The organism is Kitasatospora sp. NPDC032757 (assembly GCF_055579305.1).
In genome coordinates this window covers 1-24,016 of sequence record NZ_JBVINN010000012.1, presented here as the reverse complement: position 1 = coordinate 24,016, position 24,016 = coordinate 1, and the positions used below count along the sequence as shown (strand labels likewise).

Below are 24,016 nucleotides of genomic sequence, written 5' to 3'. Positions count from 1 at the left end.
CGCGCGGGCGTGCCCCGGCCGTGCGCCACGTGCGTGTCGGTGCTGCGGCGTAGTCTGGAGACCCCCGGCCGCTCGGCGTGCCGGGCCGTTCGCGTTGCCCCGGCGGGCCTCTGCCGCCCCGGGCAGCACCAGCCACGGGACGAAGAAGAGACTCCAGATGAGCCTGACCGGACTGCTCGATGTCGTCGCGCGGGACGCGGCGCTCGCCGAGGCGATCGAGGCCGCGACCGCCACCGGTGCCGCGGCGGGCGGCCGCCACCACCTGGACCTGGTCGGTCCGCCCGCCGCCAGGCCGTTCGCCATCGCCGCGCTGGCCCGCGCGATGGCCGGGCAGGCGGCGGGGGAGCGCGGCCGCCCGGTGCTGGCCGTCACGGCGACCGGCCGGGAGGCCGAGGACCTCGCCGCCTCGCTCCGTTCGCTGCTTCCGCCGGACGCGGTCGCCGAGTATCCGGCCTGGGAGACGCTGCCGCACGAGCGGCTCTCGCCGCGCTCGGACACGGTCGGCCGCCGGCTGGCCGTGCTGCGCCGGATCGTGCACCCGCGGGCGGACGACCCGGCGGCCGGCCCGGTGCAGGTGATCGTGGCCCCCGTCCGCTCGGTGCTGCAGCCGCAGGTGAAGGGGCTGGCCGAGCTGGAGCCGGTGGCCGTCCAGCGGGGCGAGTCGCACGATCTGCAGGAGATCGCCCGGCGGCTCTCCGCGGCCGCCTACGCCCGGGTCGAACTGGTGGAGAAGCGGGGCGAGTTCGCTGTTCGCGGCGGCATCCTGGACGTCTTCCCGCCGACCGAGGAGCACCCGCTCCGGGTGGAGTTCTGGGGCGACGACGTCGAGGAGATCCGGTACTTCAAGGTCGCCGACCAGCGCTCGCTGGAGATCGCCGAGCACGGCCTCTGGGCGCCGCCCTGTCGTGAGCTGCTGCTGACCGACGAGGTGCGGGCGCGAGCCGCCGAACTCGCCGTCGAGCACCCGGGGCTGGCGGAGATCCTCGACAAGATCGCCGAGGGCATCGCCGTCGAGGGCATGGAGTCGCTGGCGCCCGTCCTGGTGGACGACATGGAGCTGCTGCTCGACGTGCTGCCGCTCGGCTCGGTCACCGTGGTCTGCGACCCCGAGCGGGTCCGCACCCGGGCCGCCGACCTGGTGGCGACCAGCCAGGAGTTCCTGCACGCCTCCTGGGTGGCGGCCGCGGCCGGCGGCGACCGGCCGATCGACCTGGAGGCGATCGACGTCTCCGCCGCCTCGCTGCGATCGCTCGCCGAGGTGCGCGAGCACGCGGCCGAGATCGGCCTGCCCTGGTGGTCGGTCAGCCCGTTCGCGACCAGCGACGCCTCGGTCGGCACGGCCCTGGAGTTCGACGTCAACACCCTGACGCTGGGCATGCACGCGGTCGAGGCGTACCGGGGTGACACCGCCCGCGCGATCGCCGACGCCAAGGAGCGGCTGGCCGCCGACTGGCGGGTCGTCATGGTGACGGAGGGCCACGGCCCGGCCTCCCGGCTGGCCGAGGTGCTCGGCAACGAGGGCATCCCGGCCCGGCTGGTCGCCGACCTCGGCGAGGCGCCGACCCGGGACGTCGTCTACGTCTCCTGCGGTTCGATCGAGCACGGCTTCGTCGACGAGGCGCTCAAGCTGACCGTCATCACCGAGACCGACCTCTCCGGCCAGAAGTCCTCCACCAAGGACATGCGGCGGATGCCGTCCCGGCGCCGCAACGCGATCGACCCGCTGGCGCTGGCGGCGGGCGACTACGTCGTCCACGAGGCGCACGGCGTCGGCCGCTACGTCGAGATGGTGCAGCGCACGGTCCAGGGCGCCACCCGCGAGTACCTGGTGCTGGAGTACGCGCCGGCCAAGCGGGGCCACCCCGGCGACCGGCTCTTCGTGCCGACCGACCAGCTGGACCAGGTCACCAAGTACGTCGGCGGCGAGGCCCCCACGCTGCACCGCCTCGGTGGCGCGGACTGGGCGAAGACCAAGCAGCGGGCGAAGAAGGCGGTCAAGGAGATCGCCGCCGACCTGATCAAGCTGTACTCCGCCCGGATGGCCGCCCCGGGCCACACCTTCGGCCCGGACACCCCGTGGCAGCGCGAGCTGGAGGACGCCTTCCCCTACGCGGAGACGCCCGACCAGCTGACGACCATCGCCGAGGTCAAGTCCGACATGGAGAAGTCCGTCCCGATGGACCGGCTGATCTGCGGCGACGTCGGCTACGGCAAGACCGAGATCGCCGTCCGGGCGGCCTTCAAGGCGGTGCAGGACGGCAAGCAGGTGGCGGTGCTGGTGCCGACCACGCTGCTGGTGCAGCAGCACTTCTCGACGTTCGCCGAGCGGTACGCCAACTTCCCGGTGACGGTGAAGGCGCTGTCGCGCTTCCAGACCGACAGCGAGGCGAAGGCCGTCCTGGAGGGGCTGTTCGAGGGCTCGGTGGACGTCGTCATCGGCACCCACCGGCTCTTCTCCTCCGAGACCAGGTTCAAGGACCTCGGGCTGGTCATCGTGGACGAGGAGCAGCGGTTCGGCGTCGAGCACAAGGAACAGCTGAAGAAGCTGCGGGCCAACGTGGACGTGCTGACCATGTCCGCCACCCCGATCCCGCGCACCCTGGAGATGGCGGTCACCGGCATCCGCGAGATGTCCACCATCACCACCCCGCCGGAGGAGCGGCACCCGGTGCTGACCTTCGTCGGCCCGTACGACGAGAAGCAGATCTCGGCCGCCATCCGGCGTGAACTCCTGCGCGAGGGCCAGGTGTTCTACATCCACAACCGGGTCGAGTCGATCGACAAGGCGGCGGCCCGGCTGAAGGACCTCGTCCCCGAGGCGCGGGTCGCCACCGCCCACGGGCAGATGGGGGAGACGGCGCTGGAGAAGGTCGTCGTCGACTTCTGGGAGAAGGAGTTCGACGTCCTGGTCTCCACCACGATCGTGGAGTCGGGCATCGACATCTCCAACGCCAACACCCTGATCGTCGAGCGCGGCGACACCTTCGGCCTCTCCCAGCTGCACCAGCTGCGCGGCCGGGTCGGCCGTGGCCGCGAGCGCGGGTACGCGTACATGCTGTACCCGCCGGAGAAGCCGCTGACCGAGACGGCGCACGAGCGGCTGGCCACCATCGCCCAGCACACCGAGATGGGCGCCGGCATGTACGTGGCGATGAAGGACCTGGAGATCCGCGGCGCCGGCAACCTGCTCGGCGGTGAGCAGTCCGGGCACATCGCGGGCGTCGGCTTCGACCTCTACATGCGGATGGTCGGCGAGGCGGTGGCCGAGTTCCGGGAGTCGCTGGCGGGCGGCGGCGGAGAGCCGGAGGAGGAGCCGCTGGAGGTCAAGATCGAGCTGCCGGTCGACGCCCACGTGCCGCACGACTACGCCCCGGGCGAGCGGCTGCGGCTCCAGGCGTACCGCTCGATCGCGGCGGTCAACTCCGAGGACGACATCAAGCAGGTCCGCGACGAACTGGTGGACCGGTACGGCAAGCTGCCCGAGCCGGTGGAGAACCTGCTGCTGGTGGCGGCGCTGCGGCTGTACGCGCGGCGCTGCGGGATCGCGGACATCACGTTGCAGGGCGCCAACGTCCGGTTCGGGCCGGTCGAGTTGCGGGAGTCGCAGCAGCTGCGGCTGAACCGGCTCTACCCGCGCAGCCAGGTGAAGGCGGCCGCCCAGCAGCTGCTGGTGCCGCGGCCGTCCACCGGCCGGATCGGCGGCAAGCCGCTGGTCGGGCGTGAACTGCTGGGGTGGTGCCGGGAGTTCCTGTCGGCGATGTTCGACGACCTGGCGGGGGCGAAGAAGTAGCGGTGGGGAGGTTCACCGGCCGCTTCGGCGGGTGAGCCCGCCCGCTTCGGCGGGCCTTGCGGCGGTCTCGGGTCATGGTGCCTGAGGCCGCCGTCGCGCGTTCGCGGAGGGCGGCTCCTGGTCAGCCGAGCTTCCACTGGCCGGTCTGCGGGGCGAAGCCGCTGTCGAGGCCGAACTGGGCCTTGTCGAGCTTGACGTCCTTCGGCACCTCGAAGGTGACGAAGCCGAGGGCGCTCTCCCCGGGGGCGATGTTGGCGGGGACCTGGAAGCTCGGGCCCGCCTTGGTGTCGGCGACCGTCGAGCCGAAGGCCTGGCCCTGGGCGTCCAGCAGCTTGGCGCCGTTGCCGGGAACGTCGCTGTAGGCCTTCTTGCCGCTCGCCTTGATCCGGAACTGGACCGAGACGAAGCGCTTGCCGTCGGCCGGGTGGGTGAACTCGTCCTCGCCCTCGGCGTTGTCCACCACCTTCACCAGGGTGACGTCGGCGGTGTCGGCCGGGTCGTTGCCCTTGAGCGCGATGGTGTCGCCCGGCTTGGCCGCGGCCTTGGGGGCGTCGGCCGGCTTGGACTCGGCGGGCTTGGCGGCGTCGCCGGCGCTGGTGGTGGCGGCCGCGGCGGAGGTCTGCTTCGGCTCGGTGGAGACGGTGGACCCGCCGGTGGAGTTGCAGGCCGTCGCGGTGAGGGCGACGAGCGCGGCGCCGAGCAGCAGGGCGGCGTTGCGGCGGGTGGTGCGGGTGGTGACCGACATGGGGTGTCTCCCGGTTCTCGGTGGTGTGGTGTCGGCGCCCTCTGTGGTGCCGACAGAGAGATCACACCATTCGCTGTGAACCATGTCAACACTAATTCGTGAAACCTCTCTGTTCACGTGTGAACTCCGAGATGGAGGGTGCTGGCTATGCTGTGTGGTCACACCCGGGCCTCGTGTGCGGGTGTGGCCACACCCCAGCCCGCGTGCGCCGAAGGAGCCCCCATGCCGGACCGTCCTGAGGTGACCGCCGTCGAGATCGCCCGGCTGGCCGGGGTCGGACGAGCCGCCGTCAGCAACTGGCGCCGCCGCCACGCCGACTTCCCCCGCCCGGTCGGCGGCACCGACAGCAGCCCGACCTTCTCGCTCGACGAGGTGGCCGGCTGGCTCCGAGGCCAGGGCAAGATCGCCGAACTGCCGCTGCTGGAACGCGTCTGGCGGCTGCTGGAAACCCTCCGCGACCCCGCCGGCCACCCCGCGGCGCCGCTCCTCCAGGCCGGCAGCATCCTCCTGCTGCTGCACCGCGAGCCCGGCCGCTGGCCCGCCCTCGCCGCCGAGTCCGACACCCGGCTCGCCACCGCCCTGCCCCGCGCGCTCGCCGACGCCGCCGTCCGGACCTTCGGCGACGGCGCCGCAGGCCTGCGCCTCCCCGGCCTGCTCGGCTCCACCCAGCTGGACCTCGCCCGCCTGCTCGGCGAACTCGCCTCCGCCGCCGGCGCCCCGGGCGCGTACGAGCAACTGCTCACCCGGTACGCCGAGGCCAACACCCGCCAGCTCAGCCCCACCCCGCCCGAGGCAGCCGAGCTGCTCGCGGCCGTCGCCGGCGTCCCCGCCACCGTGCTCGACCCGGCCGCCGGCCTCGGCGCTCTGCTGCTCGCCCTCCCGCCCACCACCGGCCGCTACGGCCAGGACGCCGACGAGGTCACCGCCGCGCTCGCCCGCCTGCGGCTCGCCCTGCACACGCCCGCCGCCGACCCCGGTCCGCTCCCGGTCGAGGTCCGCCCCGGCGACGCCCTGCGCGCCGACGGCTACCCCGGCGACACCTTCGAGGCCGTGCTCTGCCAGCCGCCCTACAACGAACGGGACTGGGGCCACGACGAGTTGCAGTTCGACACCCGCTGGCCGGGCGGGCTCGTCCCACCGCGCGGCGAGTCCGAACTCGCCTGGGTACTGCACTGCCTCGCCCACACCCGTCCCGGCGGCCTCACCGCGCTGCTGCTGCCGCCGACCGTCGCCACCCGCCGGGCCGGGCGCCGCGTCCGCGCCGAACTGCTGCGCTCCGGCGCCCTGCGGGCCGTGGTCGCCCTGCCGGCCGGCGCCGCCCCGCCGTACGGGGTGCCGCTCCACCTGTGGGTGCTGCGCGCGCCCCGCCCGGGCGACGACTTCCGGCAGGTGCTGATGCTCGACGCGTCGTCGGTGCCGTCCGCCGCTGCGCCGTCCGCCGTTTCGTCGTCGGTCGCCTCGTTGTCCGCCGCTTCGTTGTCCGCCCTTTCGTCGTCCGGCGCGGAGCCGGGGGAGGGCGGGCGCGACAAGGTCCGGTGGGCCGAGCTGCGCCGGACGGTCGTGGACGCCTGGCGCGCCTTCGACCTCGCCGCCCGCGAAGGCCTGCCGCTGCCGCAGGACCGGCCGGGCGTCCACCGGACGATGGCCGCGATCGACCTGCTCGACGACGAGACCGACCTCTCGCCCACCCGGCACGTCCCGCCCGCCTCACCGGTCGGCGGCGCAGCCGAACTCTCCCACCTGAGCGGACGGTTGAGCGAGCTGCTGGGCGGTCTCGCGGACCCGGGCTCGCTGCTGCCGGCGCCGGCCGGAGCCGGGGCGGGCGCGTCCGACGCGGGTGCGTACGGTGCGGGCTCCGCGGTGTTCCAGGCGCCCCAGGCGCCCCAGGCGCCCCAGGTCTCTGCGGTGGTGACGGTGGGGGAGCTGGTCCGCGGTGGGGTGCTGGAGGTGTACTCCTCCGGGGCCGGCGCGCCGGCCCGCCCGGCGGGCGCCGGCCCATCCGGTACCCCGGTGCTGACGGATCAGGACCTCCTCGCGGGCAGCCCGCCCAGCGCCGTCCTCGATCCGGCGGGCCCGGTCGGTCCGGTCGGGTCGGCCGGTGCCGCCGGCGACGTCCGGATCCGTCCCGGGGACGTCCTCGTCCCCGCGCTCGGCGGCGGCGTGGCCCGGGCCGTGGAGCCCGGCAGCCCGCTCGCGGGCGCCGCGCTCGGCCGCCAACTCCACCTGCTGCGCCCCGACCCGGCCGCGCTCGACCCCGACTTCCTGGCCGGCCAGCTGCGCTCCACGGCATCCACCCGCCGGGCCGCCAGCCACGCCTCCACCACCGCCCGCCTCGACATCCGCCGGGTCGAGCTCCCCCGCCTCCCGCTCACCGAACAGCGCGCGCTCGGGGCGGCCTTCGCCCGCCTCGCCACCTTCGACACCAGCCTCCAGCAGGCCGCCGCCCTCGCCCGCAGCCTCACCCAGGCCCTCACCGACGCCCTCGCGACCGGCACCGCCCGGCCACCGGAGCATCCCTGACCTCCCGTCGGCACGGTCAGGGCCGGCCGTCGGCCTCGCCGGTCCGAGGGTCGGGAAGCCCTCCGGCGCGCAGGCCGCGGGCGGTACGGTGTGCGGGGTTCGTCCGTACCGCGGCCGACCGCCGTCCTCACCCGCTCAGGAGCGCACATGTCAGGGCAGTACCCCGGGCAGTACGGACCACCGCCCGGCGGCGCGTTCCCCGGTGGCGCGCCCCACAACGGCATACCCGGCGGGGCTCCGTACGGCGCCCCGCCCCACTCCGGCCGGCAGTACCCGGCCCAGCCGTACCCCGCTCAGGAGTATCCGACCCAGCCGTACTCCGCCCAGCCCTACCCCGTCCCGCAGACCCAGGCCGTTCCGGCGCTGCGCCCGGGGATGGCCGCCGGTCCGTTCGGCGTGCTCGGTCGCGTGCTGTGGTCCCTCGTCCCGCTGGTGACCATCGGTCTGCTCGGCGTGATCCCCTCACTGCTGCTGGCGATCCGCCGGCGGCGGGCGTACGACATCATCGGCGCGGTGGCCTTCGTCGGGGTGTTCCTCACCTACCTGGTCTGCGCGGGCGTCGCCGGCGGCACCAAGGCACCCACCGCGGACACCATCGGCATGGTGGCGATGGTGCTGATGTGGCTGGGCACGCCGCTGCACTTCCTGGTGATGGACCTGCAGGTGATCTGGAACGCCGGCCGCCCCAAGCCGCCAGCCCCGGCGGCCTACTACGCGCCGCCCGCCACCTCGGCCGCGCCGCCGACCGCCGCGTCGGGCATGCCCGCGGCGCCGTACGCGCCGTACGGCCAGGCCCCCGCGCCCGGGTACGCGACCCCTGCCACTGCGCCCGCCCCCGGATCCGGGCCCCTTCCCGGGCCGCCCCCTCCCGGAGCCGCCCCCGCGACCGGCGACGAGCTGCGCGAGCTGGGTGAACTGCTGCGCCGTCAGGCCCGTGAGGGCGGTCGGCCGTGACCACCGCCCGGGTGATCGGCGGCCGCTACCGGCTGGCCGAGAAGATCGGCCACGGCGGGATGGGCCAGGTCTGGGGCGGTTACGACGAGCGGCTGGACCGCCCGGTCGCCGTCAAGCTGCTCCGCACCGACCAGCTCCTTGCCGCCGACCCGTCCGGCGGCAGCAGTGGCGGCGGCCGTGGTGACACCGAACGCCGCCGCCACGGCGACGAACTCCGACGCCGCTTCCTGCGCGAATGCCGGATCACCGCCGCCCTCGACCACCCCGGCCTGGTCACCGTCTTCGACGCGGGCGAGGACGACGGCGAGCTGTACCTCGTGATGCAGCGAGTCCCGGGCGTCAGCCTGGCCGACCTGATCGCCGAGGACTCGCCGTTCCCGGTCGAGCGCGCCGCCGCCGTCGCCGCCCAGCTCTGCGCGGCGCTGGCCGCCGTCCACGCCGTGCCGGTCGTCCATCGCGACCTCAAGCCCAGCAACGTGATGGTCCGGGACGACGGCCGGACCGTCCTGCTCGACCTCGGCATCGCCACCGCGCTCGACACCGAGGCCACCCGCCTCACCCTCACCGGCGTCCCGATCGGCAGCCCCTCCTACATGGCCCCCGAGCAGGCACTCGCCGCCACCATCGACCCGCGCAGCGACCTGTACGCGCTCGGCTGCCTGCTGCACGCGATGCTCACCGGCGAGGAGCCGTTCCGCGCACCCAGCGCGCTCGGCGTGCTGCGGCAGCACGTCGACGAGCCGCCCGTACCGCTGCGGGACCTCCGGCCCGACGTCCCGGAACCGCTCGAACGGCTGGTCCTCGACCTCCTCGCCAAGCAGCCCGCCGACCGTCCCGCCCACGCCCAGCAGGTCTACGCGCGGCTGCTCCCGCTGCTCCCCGCGGCCGTACCCGCCCCGCAGCCCCGGTACGGGCCGCTGCCCGACCCCACCCGCCCGTACCGCCACCCCCACCAGCCGCAGCCCCGGACCGAGGAGACGGCAGTGGCGCCGACGCCGGCCGCCGCACCGCCGGCTGCGCGCATGGAGCCGCACCCGTTCCTGATGGCAGCGGTGCCCACGCCCGCCGCACCACCGGCAGCTCCTCCCCCCTCAGCGAGCGAACCGGACCTGGCCGCCGCCTGCGCCCGCCTCTCCGACCTGGTCGACGCCGGCCGGCGCGCCGAAGTACTCGACCTCGCCGCGACCCTGCTGCCCCGCGCCCAGGCCGAACTGGGCGACGGCGCACCGCTCGTCCGCACCATCCGGACCATCTACGCCCGCACGCTCCACCAGGAGCACCGTTACCGGCAGGCGCTCCCCGAGTACCGGGTGCTCGCCGCCACCGCGGACGGCGGCCCGCACGGCCCGCAGGCCCTGGAACACCGCTTCCGGGCCGCCGAGTGCCTGGACCGGCTCGGCCAGGGCCCGGAGGCGCTGGCCGAGTACCGGGCGCTGCTCACCACCGGACCGGGCCCCGACCCGGACCGGGCCTTCGACATCCGCGAGCGGATCGGCGCCCTGCTCACGGCGGCCGGCGACGTCGAGGCGGCCTGGCAGTGGCTGCTCCGACTCCTCTTCGACCGCGAACGCCGCGACGGCCCGCACCACCCGGCCGTCCGCCGCCTCCGCCAGACCCTCGACACCCTGCAGCCCCACCGCACCACCGGCAACCCCGACCCCCGCACCACCCCCTGGCACTGACACCCCACTCGCGGCCCGGGCACCCCCTCCCGCCGGTCCTCGCCCCGGCCGTATGACTTTCGGCAGATTCGGTGCGGCACCCGGCCTCCGTAGGGTCGTGCCCGTGCGGAGTGGACAGCGGTGGTGCGGGTGGTGCGGGTGGTTCGACGGTGGGCTGCTGGTGGGGGCGGTGGTGGCGATCGGGCTGAGCACGGTGAGCATCTGGTGGGCCGTGCCGGCGATCGGTGCGGCGTTCCTGGCCGGGCGGCGGATGGAGCGGGTGCGGCCGGCGGTGGTGGTGCTGGCCGTCGTGGTCGCCGTCGCGGTGCCGGTGGCGTTGCTGGTTCCGGCGTGGATGGTGCCGGGGACGTCGTTCCTGTCCCTGGTGGTCTGCGCCGGTATGGGGCCCTGGATGGTGGGCCGGTTCTGGCGGCAGTCGCAGGAGCTGGTGCGGGCCGGCTGGGACCGGGCGGAGCGGCTGGAGCGCGAGCAGCAGCTGGTGGCCGAGCAGGCCCGGCTGCGTGAGCGGGCCCGGATCGCGCAGGACATGCACGACGCGCTCGGCCACGACCTGAGCCTGATCGCCCTGCGGGCCGGTGCCCTGAAGCTGGCACCCGACCTGGCCCCTCCGCACCGGGAGGCGGCCCGGGAGATCCGGGCGGGCGCCGGCGCGGCCGTGGAACGCCTGGCCGAGGTGATCGGGATCCTGCGGGACGATGCGGACGGGGCGTCCGCCCGGGGGCCGGCCGACGCCGGCGTCGCCCAGCTGGTCGAGGAGGCGGCCGCGGCCGGCCTGGACGTCGGGCTGGCCGTCACCGGTGAGGCGGACGGTTTGCCGCGCGCGGCCCAGCACGCCGCGTACCGGGTGGTCCAGGAGGCGCTGACCAACGCGGCCAAGCATGCCCCGCAGGCGCCGGTCACGGTACGGGTGGCCTACGCGCCGGACGGCGCCCGCGTCCAGGTGGTGAACGGTCCGTCACCGGTGGGCCCGGAGGGCGTTCCGACCCCCGGCGGCCGGGGCCTGATCGGCCTGGCCGAGCGGGTCAGACTGGCGGGCGGCACCTTCGCTCACGGGCCCATGGCCGACGGCGGCGGGTTCGAGGTCTCCGCCCACCTCCCGCGCTCCGGTGGCCCCGCTGCTGCGGCCACCGGGCCTGCCCACGTGTCACCGGCCCGCGAGCTGCGGCACGCCCGCCGCCGGGTGGGCCGGATGATGGCGGCGGTCGTCCTGGTGCCGCTGGCCACCGTGCTGGTGCTGACCACCGTCCTGCGAGGATGGACGATCTACACCGCCGGCCGCGCCGTGCTGGACCCGGCGGACTACGCGCTGCTCCGGGTCGGCCAGGACCGCGCCACGGTGCAGCGATTTCTGCCGGACCGTCAGTTTCCGTACCATCCGTCGGCAGGGAACCCGCCGCCCCGGGGAGAAGGTGTGACGTGCGAGTACTACGCCATCACGGCCCAGCCGTTCAACAACGACCGCTCCGGAGACGCCTACCGGCTCTGCTTCCAGGGGGACGTGTTGATCTCCGTGGACGCCCTGGTCTCGTGAGCGCCGGATGAGCGGCGGGGAGCGGGGCACGACCGCCGCACCGATCCGCGTGCTGATCGCCGACGACGAACCGATGGTGCGCGCCGGTGTCCGAGCGGTGCTCGCCACCGACCCGGGCATCGAGATCGTCGCCGAGACCGGGGACGGCCGGGACGCCGTCGAGCTGGTCCGGCGGCACCGGCCGGACGTCGCCGTGCTGGACATCCGGATGCCCGGTGCGGACGGCATCACCGCCGCCGCCGAGATCCGCCGGACCGGCGCCGCCACCGGGATCGTCATCCTGACGACCTTCGGGGAGGACGACTACATCCTGCGGGCCCTCGGTGGTGGCGCCAACGGGTTCCTGGTCAAGTCCGGCGCGCCCGAGGAGCTGATCGCGGGCGTCCGGGCGGTCGCGGACGGCGCCGCCTACCTCTCACCCAAGGTGGCCGCGCGGGTGGTCGCCCACCTGGCCTCCGCCGGGACCGGCGGACCGGCCGACCGGCGCGCCTCCGCCCGGGAACAGGTGGCCGCGCTGACCGGCCGGGAGCGGGACGTGCTGACGCTGATCGCCGCCGGGCTCTCGAACGGCCAGATCGCCCGCCGGATCGGGGTGGTGGAGGGGACCGTGAAAGCCCATGTGAGCTCCGTCCTGTTGCGGCTCGGGGTGCCCAACCGGGCGGCCGCCGCCGTCCTCGCGCACGAGGCCGGCCTGACCCTCGGCGCGGAGTGCGCGGGCGGTCCGCGCGCCTGACGCGGAGGGTACGGGCGGCTGGGGCCCCACCAGCAGGGGCCCCAGGACGCGCACGCCGGCCAGCGCCGCCACCGCGGTCGTCGCGAGCGGCAGCAGGGCGACGACCACGGCGCCCGTGACGGCTGCGCCCAGGACGGCGCCGGCGACCACGTCGTGCGGGTAGTGCACGCCCGCGGCCACCCGCAGCGCGGCCGTCAGGCCGCCGACCGGGACGACCAGCAGGCCCCACCGCGGGCGCAACAGCACTAGGCCGGTCGCGAGGGCGACGGCCAGCGTCGCGTGGTTGCTCGGGAACGACCAGTCGCCCGGCGGCGGGCATTCGGCGACCGCCGACCGTGCCGACGCCGTTGCTGTGCCGAGCAGCGCCCGGCAGGGGCGCTCCTCGTCGATCACCACCTTCAGCACCTCACTCGCCCCGTACGCGAGCACCGTGCCGAGACCGGTGAGCACAGCCCCCGCGACCAGGTCGGTGGCCCGCCGGCCGCGCGCCGTCCACCAGCAGAGCGCCAGCAGTAGGCCCAGGACCAGCAGACCGGCCTCGGTGGCGGGCTCCAGCAGCGAGGCCAGCCAGTGCGGGGCGTCGGCGACGGCGTCCGCCACCCGCCGGTAGCCGGTGGCGGAGGGGCCGTCGACCACCCGGACCGGAGCGCCCTCGCTGCCGCGCGCCGGGGCCAGCCACCCGACCACGCCGGTGCCCGCCGCCAGCAGCACCACGGCGACGGCCACCCGGGTGCCCGTCGTTCTGACCGCATTTCTCCTGACCATGTGCCTCATGGCCAGGACAGTAGGAGCGGCGGGCGGGTGGCCGCCCGACCCGAAAGTAAGGGGGCGACCTGGACGATCGTCAGGGTTGACGGCCGGTGTGCTGGGTGCGGGTGACCCGTTCGGGCCACGGTCCGCGCGACCGGGCCGTGCCCGCCCTACCCTCGGGACAACGCCCGGCCTCCGACCGGAACACCCCGCCGCGCGCCGCCGTCACCCCGGAGACCAGCCATGCACCGTCGGACCGCCGTTGCGGGCGCCCTGCTCGCCGCCTCGGCGCTGGCCGCGTGCGGGCGCGACGGGCTCACGCCGGGCACGGCGGCGCTCATGGACGGCCGGCGGATCCCGGTCGGCGCGGTCGAGGCCCGGGTCGCTGAGCTTCGGCACGCGGCCGGCGGCGCCTCGGCGGACGCCCGTCAGCAGCCGGACGGGCCGGCCCGGCGGGCCGTCTCCGACCTGGTGCTCGACGTGGTGGTCGCCCGCGCGGTGGCCGACCGCGGGCCGGGGGTGGGCAGCGCCGAGGTGGCGGCGGCCCGCGCGGCCGACGAGGACAGGTACGGCGGGGCCGGCCCGCTCGCCCGGGTCCTGGCCGCCCGGGGCGTACCGGGCAGCGGGATCGACGACTACTACCGCCGCCGGCTGGGCATCACCCGCCTCGCCGCCGCAGCCGGACGGAACGCCGGCACCCCGGCGGGCGACGCCATCGTCCGCCGCGCCCTGGCCGCCGCCGCCAACGCCCTCCACCTGCACGTCAACCCCCGCTACGGCACCTGGGACCCGGCCCAGGTCGCCCTCCTCCCCGACACCCCACTCTGGCTGGCCCCCTGAGCCGGCCCGCGGGGGGAGGGGCACTGTGCACAGGAAGTCGGCCGGGCCGACCTTTGGTGCGCGGGTGGGGTCCGGCGCCGGGGAACGTGGGCCGCGGTGCCCGGCCTGACCGCCGGGACGCCCCCGGGGAAGCGCGGAAGCGGGCCGTGGTCGGGGGCGGGTAGGTTCGGGGTGTGACGAATTCTCCGGGCGCGAAGCTGATCCTGCTCACCACCACCCACCGGGTGGCCCCCGGTCTGCTGGCGTGGCCGGCCTGGGAGGCGCTGCGGTCGGCGGGGCGGGTGCTGGCGGGGGACGCCGGGAATCCGCAGCTGGCGGCGGTGCGGCAGGCCGGGGTCGAGGTGGAGGTCGTGCCGCCCGGTTCGGCGCCGGCGCTGGCGCGCCTGCTGACCGGGCTGCCGGCGGAGCAGCCGGCCGGGGCGGGCCCGACGGTCTGGCTGGGCAGCCCGGACGGCGACCCCGGGCTGACCGACGCGCTGGCGCGCCTCGCGGTGGAGCACGCGGGTGAGGTGCCCGAGATCGAGGTGCTGCCGGGCTCGTACGACCTGCCGGGTGCGCGCCTGCTGGACCTGGTCTCGGTGATGGACCGCCTTCGCTCGCCCGGCGGCTGCCCCTGGGACGCCGAGCAGACCCACGCCAGCCTGGTGAAGTACCTGGTCGAGGAGGCCTTCGAGCTGGTCGAGGCGATCGAGGAGGGGGACCGCGGGACGCTCCGCGAGGAGCTGGGCGACGTCCTGCTCCAGGTCTTCTTCCACTCGCGGATCGCCGAGGAGCACCCCACCGACGCGTTCTCGATCGACGACGTGGCGGGGGACATCGTCGAGAAGCTGATGTACCGCCACCCGCACGTGTTCGGGGACACCGAGGCCGGGGGCGCCGCCGAGGTGGAGGCGAACTGGGAGACGCTGAAGGCGGCCGAGAAGTCGGATCGCGAGTCGGTGCTGGACGGTGTGCCGGCCGGGCTGCCGTCGCTGGCGTACGCGGCGAAGCTGGTGTCGCGGGTGCGCCGGTCCGGGGTGGCGGGCGTGCCGGACGCGCCGTACGAGCTGCCGGCGGAGCTCACCGCCGAGTCGGCGGGCAGGCTGGTGCTCGCCGTGGCGCAGCGGGCGCACGACGCGGGGGTGGACGTGGACGCCGCGCTGCGGGCGGCCGCGCGCGAGTACCGGGACGCCGTCCGCGCCGCCGAGGGGCTCAAGCCGAAGGACTGAGGACCGTACCGGGCGAGGCGGCCCCCGCACACGCTCGGGGCCGCCTCCGTACCGGCTCGGGGCCGCCCCGCACCGACCACGGGCCGGCCCCCGGGACGGCCGGGTCAGACCGTCGCGACGTCCTCCACCGGCCGGCGCTGCTGCGGGACCACGACCTCGCCGATGGCCTCGCCGACCAGTGCGAGCAGCTCGGCGAGCCGCTCCAGGTCGAGGTGGTCGGGCAGCTCGTCGAGGGAGACGATCCGCTCGCCGTCCGGCCCGGCGACGCAGAACAGGTCGATCGGTCCGAGGTGCTTCTCGGCGGTGTCGACCAGGGCGGCGACGTCGCTGGGCCGGCGGATGTCGCCGCAGACGCCGACGACCGGGCAGCCCGGCCGGTCGAGCTCGGCGGCGAGGTCCTCGGCGATGCCCTCCCGCTGGTCGGCGACGAGCACGCCGACGGCGCCGGCGGCGGTGAAGCGGCGTGCGAGGTCGGCACCCGACCCGCCGTCGAGTACGGCGATGACCACGACTGCCCCGGTGACCCGCATGGTGCGCTCCTCCCTGGTGGGCGGCTCCGCACCGGCGCCCACGTGTTGCTTTGCGGAGGATCGTAGGCTTGTCCTGACCCTCCGCAACAGGGATTACCCCTCAGGTGACCAGGCTCACGCCTGCCACGCCCGAGAACCCGCCGAGCGCGGGCCGGGAACCGAACCCGCCGAGCGCGGGCCGGGAACCGACCCCGCCGCGCCCGACGGCCGACACGTTCCCTGCGGGCCCGCCGGCCGAACGGCCCGGCAGGGGAACGGCGGCCCCGCCGGCCGACCGGCCCGGCAGGGAACCGCGCCGATCCCCACCGGATACCGTCGAGGCATGCCAGTTCAGCCCGATTCCGCCCGCCCGCCGCTCTTCACCTGGGACTTCGCCGCCGACCCGTACCCGGCGTACGCGTGGCTGCGGGAGCACGAGCCGGTGCACCGCACCACCCTGCCGAGCGGGGTGGAGGCCTGGCTGGTGACCAGGTACGCGGACGCCCGGCAGGCGCTCGCCGACAGCCGGCTCTCCAAGAACCCGGTCCACCACAGCGAGCAGGCCCACCGCACCGGCAGGGTCGGCATCCCGGGCGAACGTCAGGCCGACCTGATGACCCACCTGCTGAACATCGACCCGCCGGACCACACCCGGCTGCGGCGCCTGGTGTCGAAGGCCTTCACGCCCCGCCGGGTGGCCGAGTTCGAGCCCCGGGTGCAGCAGCTCACCGACCGGCTGATCGACGGTTTCGCGGAGCGCGGCAGCGCCGACCTGATCCACGAGTTCGCCTTCCCCCTCCCCATCTACGCGATCTGCGACCTGCTCGGGGTGCCGGCCGAGGACCAGGACGACTTCCGGGACTGGGCGGGCATGATGGTGCGCCACACCAGGCCGGGCCAGGGAGGGGGCCAGCGCGGCGGTGTGGGGCGGGCGGTCAAGCGGATTCGCGCGTACCTGGCGGAGCTGATCCACCGCAAGCGGGCGGACCTCGGCGACGACCTGATCTCCGGTCTGATCAGGGCCAGCGACCACGGCGAGCACCTCACCGAGAACGAGGCCGCGGCGATGGCCTTCATCCTCCTCTTCGCCGGCTTCGAGACGACCGTCAACCTGATCGGCAACGGCACCTACGCGCTGCTGCGCAACCCGGAGCAGCGGGCGCTGTTGCAGGACTCCGTCGCCCGCGGCGAGAGCGCCCTGCTGGAGACCGGGATCGAGGAACTCCTGCGCTACGACGGGCCGGTGGAGCTGGCCACCTGGCGGTTCGCGACCAGCCCGCTGACCATCGGCGGGGTGGAGATCCCGGTCGGCGACCCGGTGCTGGTGGTGCTCGCGGCGGCGGACCGGGACCCGGCGCGGTTCGCCGACGAGAACACCCTCGACCTGGCCCGGACGGACAACCCGCACCTGGGCTTCGGGCACGGCATCCACTACTGCATCGGGGCCCCGCTGGCCCGGCTGGAGGGCCGGGCGGCGCTGGCCACCCTGCTCACCCGGTTGCCCGATCTGCGTCTGGCCGAAAGCCCGGAGAATCTGCGCTGGCGGGGCGGTCTGATCATGCGTGGCCTCCGTGAGCTTCCGGTCGAATTCAGTCCGGAGAAGAAGTCCGTCGCAAGCTGACAAACCCTCCGCGGACCTGCCGTCAGGTACGTGAGCGTCACGGTCTGAGGATCCGACACTCTGACGAGACGTCTCCGACACGCCGCGACAGGGGGGTTGAACCATCATCAACCCGGACATATCGCCTCCGTTGGTGGACGATCGATCACGCACCGTAATTTCTGTGTGATATCGGCGATATGAGCTTGTGATTGGTAAGAGGATCTGTCTACCCTCCGTGGAGTTCGCAGCTGCGGACCTCGTGCGCGGGACGCCGAATCCTGCCCGCCGTGTCACGGGAAACCGACCAGACCCTGGGCAGGGGCGGGGGAACCAGGTTTGTTGCCGTCCTCCACGGCTTGGGGTGAAGCCGCTCGCGCGGGCAGAAAGTCCGTGCGACGCGGCCGGGCCACCTCCCGGTCCGAACCCGACAGCTCACCTCGCAGGCGTGCGGAGAGGGACCACTTCATGCTGTTCGTTGGAACTGGCCGTCACCGTCGTCGTACCCAGGCCGAGAAGGCCATCGCCGTCGCAGGTGTGGCCGGCGTCGGACTCGCGATGCCGATCCTCACCGCCACCGGCGCCGCGGCTGCCCCCGCCTCGACCTGGGACTCCGTGGCCCAGTGCGAGAGTGGCGGCAACTGGAGCATCAACACGGGCAACGGCTTCTACGGCGGTCTGCAGTTCACCTCCGGCACGTGGAAGGCGTACGGCGGCACCTCGTACGCGCCGCAGGCCCACCAGGCCAGCAAGGCCCAGCAGATCTCGGTCGCCGAGAAGGTGCTCGCCTCGCAGGGCCCGGGGGCCTGGCCGGTCTGCTCGCAGAAGGCCGGCCTGAGCAAGGGCGGTGCACCGGCCTCGGTCGACACCTCCACGGATGCCGCGCCCGCCGCGCCGAAGCCGGCCCAGCCGAAGCCCGCCCAGAAGCCGGCCCAGAAGCCCGCCGCCCAGTCGCACGCCCAGCAGCAGACCCAGCCGTACGCGCACCAGGAGACCCAGGCCCCGGGCTTCTCCGGCCAGGCCGGCTGGGACGCCGAGGCGAAGGTGTACTGGTACCAGAACAACGGCGCCTGGTACTGGACCAGCCACCCGAGCGTCTATCAGCAGTACGCCGGTCAGGCCGCGAGCCAGGACACCCGTGCCGCCCAGAGCACGCCGGTCGCCCAGAGCGCCCTGGTCGCGCCGAGTGCCCCGGCCGCCCAGCAGTACGCCGGCCACGGCTACACCGTCCAGTCCGGCGACACGCTGGCCGGCATCGCCGCCACCCAGGGCGTCTCCGGCGGCTGGGAGTCGCTGTACGACGGCAACCGCGGCACCGTCGGCTCCGACCCGAACCTGATCCTGCCCGGCCAGGTGCTCAACCTCGGCTGAGCGGCCCCGTCTTCACGGTGATTCGACGAAGGGGGCCGGATTCGACCCCCTTCGTCCGCATCTGGTTGCCTTCCGTGGGGCAACCAGGTGAACTACCGGGGGGTAGCAGGGCCACACGCTGAGACGGGACCGAGGTCAGCGTGGCCCCGAGAGCCCGTGCGGTTAGGCTCTGGTCGTAACGACTCCGCAATCGTTCGCCCGACAGCGCCCATCGTCGGGCGAACCTGCTTCCGCTAGGAGATGCCTCGTGCCGTCCATCGATGTCGTCGTAGCCCGTGAGATTCTCGACTCGCGTGGCAACCCCACGGTCGAGGTCGAGGTCGGCCTCGACGACGGCAGCACCGGTCGTGCCGCTGTCCCGTCCGGTGCCTCCACCGGTGCCTTCGAGGCCCTGGAGCTGCGCGACGGTGACAAGAACCGCTACTTCGGCAAGGGCGTCGAGAAGGCCGTCCTGGCCGTCATCGAGCAGATCGGCCCGGAGCTGGTCGGCTACGACGCCACCGAGCAGCGCCTGATCGACCAGGCCATGCTCGACCTGGACGCCACCCCGGACAAGTCCTCGCTCGGCGCCAACGCCATCCTGGGCGTCTCGCTGGCCGTCGCGCACGCCGCCTCCGAGGCCAGCGACCTGCCGCTGTTCCGCTACCTGGGCGGCCCGAACGCGCACGTGCTGCCCGTCCCGATGATGAACATCCTCAACGGCGGCTCGCACGCGGACTCCAACGTCGACATCCAGGAGTTCATGATCGCCCCGATCGGCGCGGAGTCCTTCTCCGAGGCCGTCCGCTGGGGCGTCGAGGTCTACCACACCCTCAAGGGCGTCCTGAAGGAGCGCGGCCTCTCCACCGGCCTCGGCGACGAGGGCGGCTTCGCGCCGAACCTGGACAGCAACCGCGAGGCCCTGGACCTCATCACCGAGGCCATCCAGAAGGCGGGCTACGTGCCCGGCCGCGACATCGCGCTGGCGCTGGACGTCGCCGCCTCCGAGTTCTACAAGGACGGTGCCTACCAGTTCGAGGGCAAGGCGCTCACCTCCGCCGAGCTCATCGAGTACTACGCCGAGCTGGTCGCCTCGTACCCGCTGGTCTCCATCGAGGATCCGCTGGACGAGTCGGACTGGGACGGCTGGAAGGCCATGACCGTCAAGCTGGGCGACAAGGTCCAGCTGGTCGGCGACGACCTGTTCGTCACCAACCCGGCCCGCCTGGCCAAGGGCATCGAGACCGGCACCGCCAACGCGCTGCTGGTCAAGGTGAACCAGATCGGTTCGCTGACCGAGACCCTGGACGCCGTCGAGCTGGCCCAGCGCAACGGCTACCGCTGCATGATGTCGCACCGTTCCGGCGAGACCGAGGACGTCACCATCGCCGACCTGGCCGTCGCCACCAACTGCGGCCAGATCAAGACCGGTGCCCCGGCCCGCTCCGAGCGCGTCGCCAAGTACAACCAGCTGCTGCGCATCGAGGAGATCCTCGACGACGCCGCCGAGTACGCCGGCCGCGGCGCCTTCCCGCGCTTCCGCTCCGCGGAGTAATCGACGCGGTAGGCACGAGGGCCGACCGCGCCCGCCCGTGCAAGCCTGACCGGTGCCCCGCCGTTCACCCCGTAGGGTGGACGGCGGGGCACCGGCGCGACCAGGAGGGGATACGGGAGATGGCAGGCTGGAGGATCCCGGGCTTGGCGGCCCGGCCTCGCTTCACGAGCCGGGCGACCGTCCTCGTCCTGGTGCTCTGCTCGCTGGTGGCGATCCTGGCCTACCCGACCCGGCAGTTCATCTCCCAGCGCTCCGAGATCTCCGCCCAACGGGCGAAGGCCGAGCACGCCCGGCAGCAGGTCGAGCAGCTGCGCCGGGAGAAGGCCCGCTGGCAGGACCCGGAGTACGTCAAGGCGCAGGCCCGTTCGCGGCTGCACTACGCGATGCCGGGGGAGACCCCGTACATCGCGGTGGACCCGGCCGGCCAGGGCGCCGCCAAGTCCTCCGTGTCCTCACCCGCCCCGTCCGACGGTGAGGCCGCCGCTCCCGCGAAGGCCGCCAAGCCCTGGTACGCCAGCGTCTGGGACTCGGTGGACGCCGCCGACACCGCCGCCCTCGCCCCGCCCTCTCCCCTCCCTCCGCAGACACCCCTGCCCCCCGCTGGAGTCAGCTCCCCTCATGACCACTGAGAACCACCCCTCCGTCTCCGACGCCGACGTCGCGGCCATCGCCGCCCAGCTCGGCCGGGTCCCGCGCGGTCTGCGCGGCGTGGCGCACCGCTGCCCCTGCGGCAACCCGGACGTCGTGGAGACGGCCCCCCGGCTCGCGGACGGCACGCCGTTCCCGACCCTCTACTACCTGACCTGCCCCAAGGCCGCCTCGCTGATCGGCACCCTGGAGGCGGACGGCGTGATGAAGGACCAGACCGCCCGGCTCGCCGAGGATCCGGAGCTGGCCGCCGCCTACCAGAAGGCCCACGAGGACTACATCGCCCGCCGTGACGCCATCGAGGTGCTGGAGGGCTTCCCGAGCGCCGGCGGGATGCCGGACCGGGTGAAGTGCCTGCACGTGCTGGTCGGCCACTCGCTGGCGGCCGGCGAGGGCGTCAACCCGCTCGGCGACGAGGCTATCGGCATGCTGGAGGACTGGTGGGCCAAGGGCCCGTGCGTCTCCGCCGCCGAGGTCGAGGCCGCGGGTGAGCGGGTCGCGCGCAACCGGGCCAAGGAGCAGGACCACGCGGCGGTGATCGCCGCCAAGCAGCAGAAGGCCGCCGAGCGCGCCGCCAAGAAGCAGGCCGCGGCCGAGGGCACCGAGGAGGCCGGCGCATGACCACCACCCGGGTCGCGGCGATCGACTGCGGCACCAACTCGATCCGCCTGCTGGTCGCCGACCTCGACCCGCAGACCGGGGTGATCACCGACCTCGACCGCCGGATGGTCATCAACCGGCTGGGCCAGGGCGTGGACCGGACCGGCCGGCTGCACCCGGACGCGCTGGCCCGCACCTTCGCGGCCTGCCGCGAGTACGCGGAGATCATCTCCGGCTTCGGCGTCGGCCCCGACCGGATCCGCTTCGTCGCCACCAGCGCCTCCCGGGACGCGGAGAACAGCGACGAGTACACCAAGGGCGTGCGCGACATCCTGGGTGTCTCGCCCGAGGTCGTCAGCGGCGAGGAGGAGGCGCACCTCTCCTTCGTCGGCGCCACCAAGGAGCTCACCGGCGGTCAGTTCCCGGCGCCGTACCTCGTCTTCGACCTCGGCGGCGGCTCCACCGAGTTCGTGCTGGGCGGGGCGGACGTCCAGGCGGCCCGCTCGGTGGACATCGGCTGCGTCCGGCTGACCGAGCGCCACTTCGGCGGCGCCGAGCTGCCCTCGGCGGAGCAGATCGCCGAGGCCCGGGCGCACGTCCGGGCCGAGCTGGACAAGGCCGAGGAGGCCGTCCCGCTGACCGGCGCGGCCACCCTGGTGGGCCTGGCCGGGACGGTCACCACCGTCTCCGCGATCGCCCAGGACCTGCCGGCGTACGACTCCGAGGCGATCCACCATTCGCGGATCAGCCGCGAGCAGGTGGCCCGGATCGCCGACGAGCTGCTCGCCGCAGCCCACGACCAGCGGGCGGCCATCCCGTCGATGCACCCGGGCCGGGTGGACGTGATCGCGGCCGGTGCGCTGGAGCTGCTGGAGATCATGGCGCGGACCGGCGCCGCCGAGGTGGTCGTCAGCGAGCACGACATCCTGGACGGCATCGCCTGGAGTATGGCCTCCTGAGCCCTTGCAGGCCTTACCCGACCGGCCCCGGAGCCCCCTGACGGGGCCCGGGGCCGGGGCGCGCCCGGGGCTGGGCGGAAAAGTTCGTGAATTTCTTCACATGGCGATCCGTCCATTCGTCGTGCCCGCGTGCCCGCAACGTCCGAAATGTGGGACTGAAGGCGCGGCCGGCGTGGCGCCCGCTGGATCGCAGGCGGGGCGCCCGCGCGGGTTTGAAAATCGAAATCACACGCGGGAACCCGGGCGTAGTACGGATCGTTGCAGCTCAGCCGGGCCGTCCGAACGCCCGTGCTCACCGGGGGGTCCTGGGGGTCGTGAGGTGACGCCCCGGGGTGGCGAAAGGGGCCGCGAAGTGTAGCACAGGGTGTCCAGAAGCTTGTGAGCGGGCTCACGAACGCTGCTCCGGACGGTGCTGGATACTTTCGGATATGAGCACCACGGAGCGTCCTCGCATCCTCATTGTCGGCGGTGGTTACGTCGGCCTGTATGCCGCGATGCGCATCCTCAAGAAGATGCGCTACGGCGAAGCGACCGTCACGGTCGTCGACCCGCGGTCGTACATGACGTACCTGCCCTTCCTTCCCGAGGCGGCCGGCGGCAACGTCGCGCCCCGCAACCTCGTCGCGCCGCTGCGCAGCGCCCTGAAGAAGGCGGAGGTGCTCACCGGTGCTGTCACCGGTGTGGACCACGCCCGCAAGGTCGCGACCATCCAGCCCGCGGCCGGCGACTCGTACGAGCTGCCCTTCGAGTACCTGGTCGTCGCGACCGGCTCGGTCTCCCGCACCTTCCCGATCCCGGGTCTGGCGGAGCACGGCATCGGCATGAAGACGGTCGAGGAGGCCATCAGCCTCCGCAACCACGTCATGGCGCAGCTGGACAAGGCCGAGTCCACCACGGACGAGGCGATCCGCCGCAAGGCCCTGACCTTCGTCGTCATCGGTGGTGGCTTCGCCGGTGTCGAGACGATCGCCGAGATCGAGGACATGGCGCGCGACGCCGCCAAGATCTACCGGACCGTCAGCCGCGACGACATGCGCTTCATCATGGTGGAGGCGGCCAACCGCATCCTCCCCGAGGTGGGCCCGGACCTCGGTCTGTGGACCAAGGAGAAGCTCGAAGAGCGCAACATCGAGGTCTTCATCGAGACCTCGATGGACTCCTGCGTCGACCAGCACGTCGTGCTGAAGAACGGCGTCGAGGTCGACGCCTCCACCATCGTGTGGACGGCCGGCGTGAAGCCGAACCCGGTGCTGGCCAACTTCGGCCTGCCGCTCGGCCCGCGCGGCCACGTCGACACCGCCGCGACCCTCCAGGTCCAGGGCTTCGACTATGTCTGGTCCGCCGGCGACAACGCCCAGGTGCCGGACCTCGCCTCCGGCGAGGGCGCCTGGTGCCCGCCGAACGCGCAGCACGCCTGCCGTCAGGCCGTCGTCCTCGGCGACAACGTGATCTCCGGTATGCGCGGCTTCCCGCAGAAGGAGTACAAGCACAAGAACCTCGGTGCGGTGGCCGGTCTCGGCCTGCACAAGGGTGTGGCGATCCTCTTCGGCAAGGTCAAGCTGAAGGGCCGCCTGGCCTGGTGGTTCCACCGCGCCTACCACGGCGCCATGGTCCCGACCGTGAACCGCAAGGTCCGCGTGTTCACCGACTGGACGCTGGCGATGTTCCTGAAGCGCGAGACCGTGGGTCTGGCCCAGATGGAGAAGCCGTTCGAGGCGTTCCAGGAGGCTGCGGCGCCCGCGCCCAAGCCCGTCGAGGCCGCCAAGCCGGCCGCCGACAAGGAGCTCGCCAGCAAGTAAGCGACTGCGACCCCGGTGTGGGAGCACCGGGGTATGAGTCGGAGGCCCTCCGCCCGGCAGCGTCGCCGGACCACGACCTCCGTGGTGCTCAGCCGGCCAGTGCGACCGGGCGGAGTACAGAAGTACGAGAAGGCCCCTGCCGAACCCTGGTGGTCTCTAGTAGTCCTCGCAACACCTGATGGCCTATGCGGTTGCCAGTAGATCACGCAGGCGCTCGGCTGGAGTTCTCCAGCCGAGCGTTTT

Annotated in this window: 18 protein-coding genes, 1 pseudogene and 1 riboswitch; of the genes and pseudogenes, 16 read left to right on the top strand and 3 right to left on the bottom strand. The window is 73.9% G+C overall.

Features of this window, described 5'->3' with window-relative positions; all coding sequences use genetic code 11:
- The first annotated feature begins 157 nt into the window (after positions 1-157).
- Positions 158-3,790: a transcription-repair coupling factor gene (mfd, locus tag ACZ5WK_RS16300; RefSeq protein ID WP_465548096.1), complete on the top strand. Its 3,633-nt coding sequence runs from the start codon at positions 158-160 to the stop codon at positions 3,788-3,790.
- A gap of 121 nt (positions 3,791-3,911) precedes the next feature.
- Here the strand turns inward: mfd and ACZ5WK_RS16295 are convergent, their stop codons facing one another.
- Complete coding sequence (locus tag ACZ5WK_RS16295; protein WP_465548095.1) at positions 3,912-4,535, bottom strand: DUF4352 domain-containing protein; 624 nt, start codon at positions 4,533-4,535, stop codon at positions 3,912-3,914.
- A gap of 222 nt (positions 4,536-4,757) precedes the next feature.
- On the opposite strand from ACZ5WK_RS16295, the gene ACZ5WK_RS16290 reads away from it, so the two are divergent.
- The 5 genes from ACZ5WK_RS16290 to ACZ5WK_RS16270 all read left to right on the top strand — a co-directional run bounded on the left by ACZ5WK_RS16290 (position 4,758) and on the right by ACZ5WK_RS16270 (position 11,955).
- Positions 4,758-7,055: an N-6 DNA methylase gene (locus ACZ5WK_RS16290; RefSeq protein ID WP_465548094.1), complete on the top strand. Its 2,298-nt coding sequence runs from the start codon at positions 4,758-4,760 to the stop codon at positions 7,053-7,055.
- 147 nt (positions 7,056-7,202) lie between these two features.
- A complete protein-coding gene (locus ACZ5WK_RS16285; protein ID WP_465548093.1) occupies positions 7,203-8,009 on the top strand; it encodes a hypothetical protein in 807 nt (268 codons plus the stop codon).
- Positions 8,006-9,691, top strand: coding sequence for a protein kinase domain-containing protein (locus ACZ5WK_RS16280; protein ID WP_465548091.1), 1,686 nt, complete (start codon positions 8,006-8,008; stop codon positions 9,689-9,691). Before ACZ5WK_RS16285 ends, ACZ5WK_RS16280 begins: the two co-directional genes overlap by 4 nt.
- A 103-nt stretch (positions 9,692-9,794) precedes the next feature.
- On the top strand, positions 9,795-11,222 hold the full coding sequence (locus ACZ5WK_RS16275) for a sensor histidine kinase (RefSeq protein WP_465548089.1): 1,428 nt from the start codon (positions 9,795-9,797) through the stop codon (positions 11,220-11,222).
- A 7-nt stretch (positions 11,223-11,229) separates the two neighbouring features.
- Entirely contained in the window at positions 11,230-11,955 is a 726-nt protein-coding gene (locus ACZ5WK_RS16270) for a response regulator (protein WP_465548087.1), read from the top strand.
- 159 nt (positions 11,956-12,114) lie between these two features.
- Here the strand turns inward: ACZ5WK_RS16270 and ACZ5WK_RS16265 are convergent.
- Positions 12,115-12,348: pseudogene (locus tag ACZ5WK_RS16265) on the bottom strand (phosphatase PAP2 family protein); the annotation flags it as partial.
- Here ACZ5WK_RS16265 and ACZ5WK_RS16260 point away from each other — a divergent pair.
- The 3 genes from ACZ5WK_RS16260 (at position 12,239) to ACZ5WK_RS16250 (ending at position 14,753) form a co-directional block, all read left to right on the top strand.
- The gene (locus ACZ5WK_RS16260; RefSeq protein WP_465548213.1) at positions 12,239-12,565 is read left to right on the top strand and encodes a hypothetical protein; all 327 of its coding nucleotides are present in this window, start codon (positions 12,239-12,241) and stop codon (positions 12,563-12,565) included. The pseudogene ACZ5WK_RS16265 and the gene ACZ5WK_RS16260 sit on opposite strands and share 110 nt — an antisense overlap.
- Before the next feature lie 383 nt (positions 12,566-12,948).
- Positions 12,949-13,545: a SurA N-terminal domain-containing protein gene (locus ACZ5WK_RS16255; protein ID WP_465548085.1), complete on the top strand. Its 597-nt coding sequence runs from the start codon at positions 12,949-12,951 to the stop codon at positions 13,543-13,545.
- A gap of 173 nt (positions 13,546-13,718) precedes the next feature.
- Positions 13,719-14,753 (top strand): nucleoside triphosphate pyrophosphohydrolase, encoded by a 1,035-nt coding sequence (locus ACZ5WK_RS16250; protein WP_465548083.1) that lies wholly within the window; start codon positions 13,719-13,721, stop codon positions 14,751-14,753.
- Between the two features lie 104 nt (positions 14,754-14,857).
- On the opposite strand, the gene ACZ5WK_RS16245 is transcribed toward ACZ5WK_RS16250, so the two are convergent.
- Positions 14,858-15,283, bottom strand: a complete 426-nt coding sequence (locus ACZ5WK_RS16245; protein ID WP_465548081.1) for an SDR family NAD(P)-dependent oxidoreductase — start codon at positions 15,281-15,283, stop codon at positions 14,858-14,860.
- Between the two features lie 322 nt (positions 15,284-15,605).
- On the opposite strand from ACZ5WK_RS16245, the gene ACZ5WK_RS16240 reads away from it, so the two are divergent.
- From ACZ5WK_RS16240 to ACZ5WK_RS16210, 7 genes are all read left to right on the top strand, one after another.
- Positions 15,606-16,883: a cytochrome P450 family protein gene (locus ACZ5WK_RS16240; protein WP_465548079.1), complete on the top strand. Its 1,278-nt coding sequence runs from the start codon at positions 15,606-15,608 to the stop codon at positions 16,881-16,883.
- Positions 16,884-17,157: 274 nt separating this feature from the next.
- Positions 17,158-17,325, top strand: a riboswitch (cyclic di-AMP (ydaO/yuaA leader).
- Positions 17,326-17,330: 5 nt separating this feature from the next.
- The gene (locus ACZ5WK_RS16235) at positions 17,331-18,233 is read left to right on the top strand and encodes a transglycosylase family protein (RefSeq protein WP_465548076.1); all 903 of its coding nucleotides are present in this window, start codon (positions 17,331-17,333) and stop codon (positions 18,231-18,233) included.
- Positions 18,234-18,480: 247 nt separating this feature from the next.
- On the top strand, positions 18,481-19,767 hold the full coding sequence (gene eno, locus ACZ5WK_RS16230; RefSeq protein WP_465548074.1) for a phosphopyruvate hydratase: 1,287 nt from the start codon (positions 18,481-18,483) through the stop codon (positions 19,765-19,767).
- Between the two features lie 143 nt (positions 19,768-19,910).
- The gene (locus tag ACZ5WK_RS16225) at positions 19,911-20,396 is read left to right on the top strand and encodes an FtsB family cell division protein (protein WP_465548072.1); all 486 of its coding nucleotides are present in this window, start codon (positions 19,911-19,913) and stop codon (positions 20,394-20,396) included.
- Positions 20,386-21,036, top strand: a complete 651-nt coding sequence (locus ACZ5WK_RS16220; RefSeq protein WP_396325326.1) for a DUF501 domain-containing protein — start codon at positions 20,386-20,388, stop codon at positions 21,034-21,036. The genes ACZ5WK_RS16225 and ACZ5WK_RS16220 overlap by 11 nt, the downstream gene beginning before the upstream one ends.
- Positions 21,033-21,974: a Ppx/GppA phosphatase family protein gene (locus ACZ5WK_RS16215; protein WP_465548070.1), complete on the top strand. Its 942-nt coding sequence runs from the start codon at positions 21,033-21,035 to the stop codon at positions 21,972-21,974. Before ACZ5WK_RS16220 ends, ACZ5WK_RS16215 begins: the two co-directional genes overlap by 4 nt.
- A 428-nt stretch (positions 21,975-22,402) precedes the next feature.
- Entirely contained in the window at positions 22,403-23,773 is a 1,371-nt protein-coding gene (locus ACZ5WK_RS16210) for an NAD(P)/FAD-dependent oxidoreductase (RefSeq protein ID WP_396325324.1), read from the top strand.
- Positions 23,774-24,016: the final 243 nt, after the last annotated feature.

Bases quoted from the DNA above. Each gene is read 5' to 3' on its own strand.
- mfd (WP_465548096.1), top strand. From the start codon at position 158: ATGAGCCTGACCGGACTGCTCGATGTCGTCGCGCGGGACGCGGCGCTC.
- ACZ5WK_RS16295 (WP_465548095.1), bottom strand. From the start codon at position 4,535: ATGTCGGTCACCACCCGCACCACCCGCCGCAACGCCGCCCTGCTGCTC.
- ACZ5WK_RS16290 (WP_465548094.1), top strand. From the start codon at position 4,758: ATGCCGGACCGTCCTGAGGTGACCGCCGTCGAGATCGCCCGGCTGGCC.
- ACZ5WK_RS16285 (WP_465548093.1), top strand. From the start codon at position 7,203: ATGTCAGGGCAGTACCCCGGGCAGTACGGACCACCGCCCGGCGGCGCG.
- ACZ5WK_RS16270 (WP_465548087.1), top strand. From the start codon at position 11,230: ATGAGCGGCGGGGAGCGGGGCACGACCGCCGCACCGATCCGCGTGCTG.
- ACZ5WK_RS16255 (WP_465548085.1), top strand. From the start codon at position 12,949: ATGCACCGTCGGACCGCCGTTGCGGGCGCCCTGCTCGCCGCCTCGGCG.
- ACZ5WK_RS16245 (WP_465548081.1), bottom strand. From the start codon at position 15,283: ATGCGGGTCACCGGGGCAGTCGTGGTCATCGCCGTACTCGACGGCGGG.
- ACZ5WK_RS16240 (WP_465548079.1), top strand. From the start codon at position 15,606: ATGCCAGTTCAGCCCGATTCCGCCCGCCCGCCGCTCTTCACCTGGGAC.
- ACZ5WK_RS16235 (WP_465548076.1), top strand. From the start codon at position 17,331: ATGCTGTTCGTTGGAACTGGCCGTCACCGTCGTCGTACCCAGGCCGAG.
- ACZ5WK_RS16220 (WP_396325326.1), top strand. From the start codon at position 20,386: ATGACCACTGAGAACCACCCCTCCGTCTCCGACGCCGACGTCGCGGCC.
- ACZ5WK_RS16215 (WP_465548070.1), top strand. From the start codon at position 21,033: ATGACCACCACCCGGGTCGCGGCGATCGACTGCGGCACCAACTCGATC.
- ACZ5WK_RS16210 (WP_396325324.1), top strand. From the start codon at position 22,403: ATGAGCACCACGGAGCGTCCTCGCATCCTCATTGTCGGCGGTGGTTAC.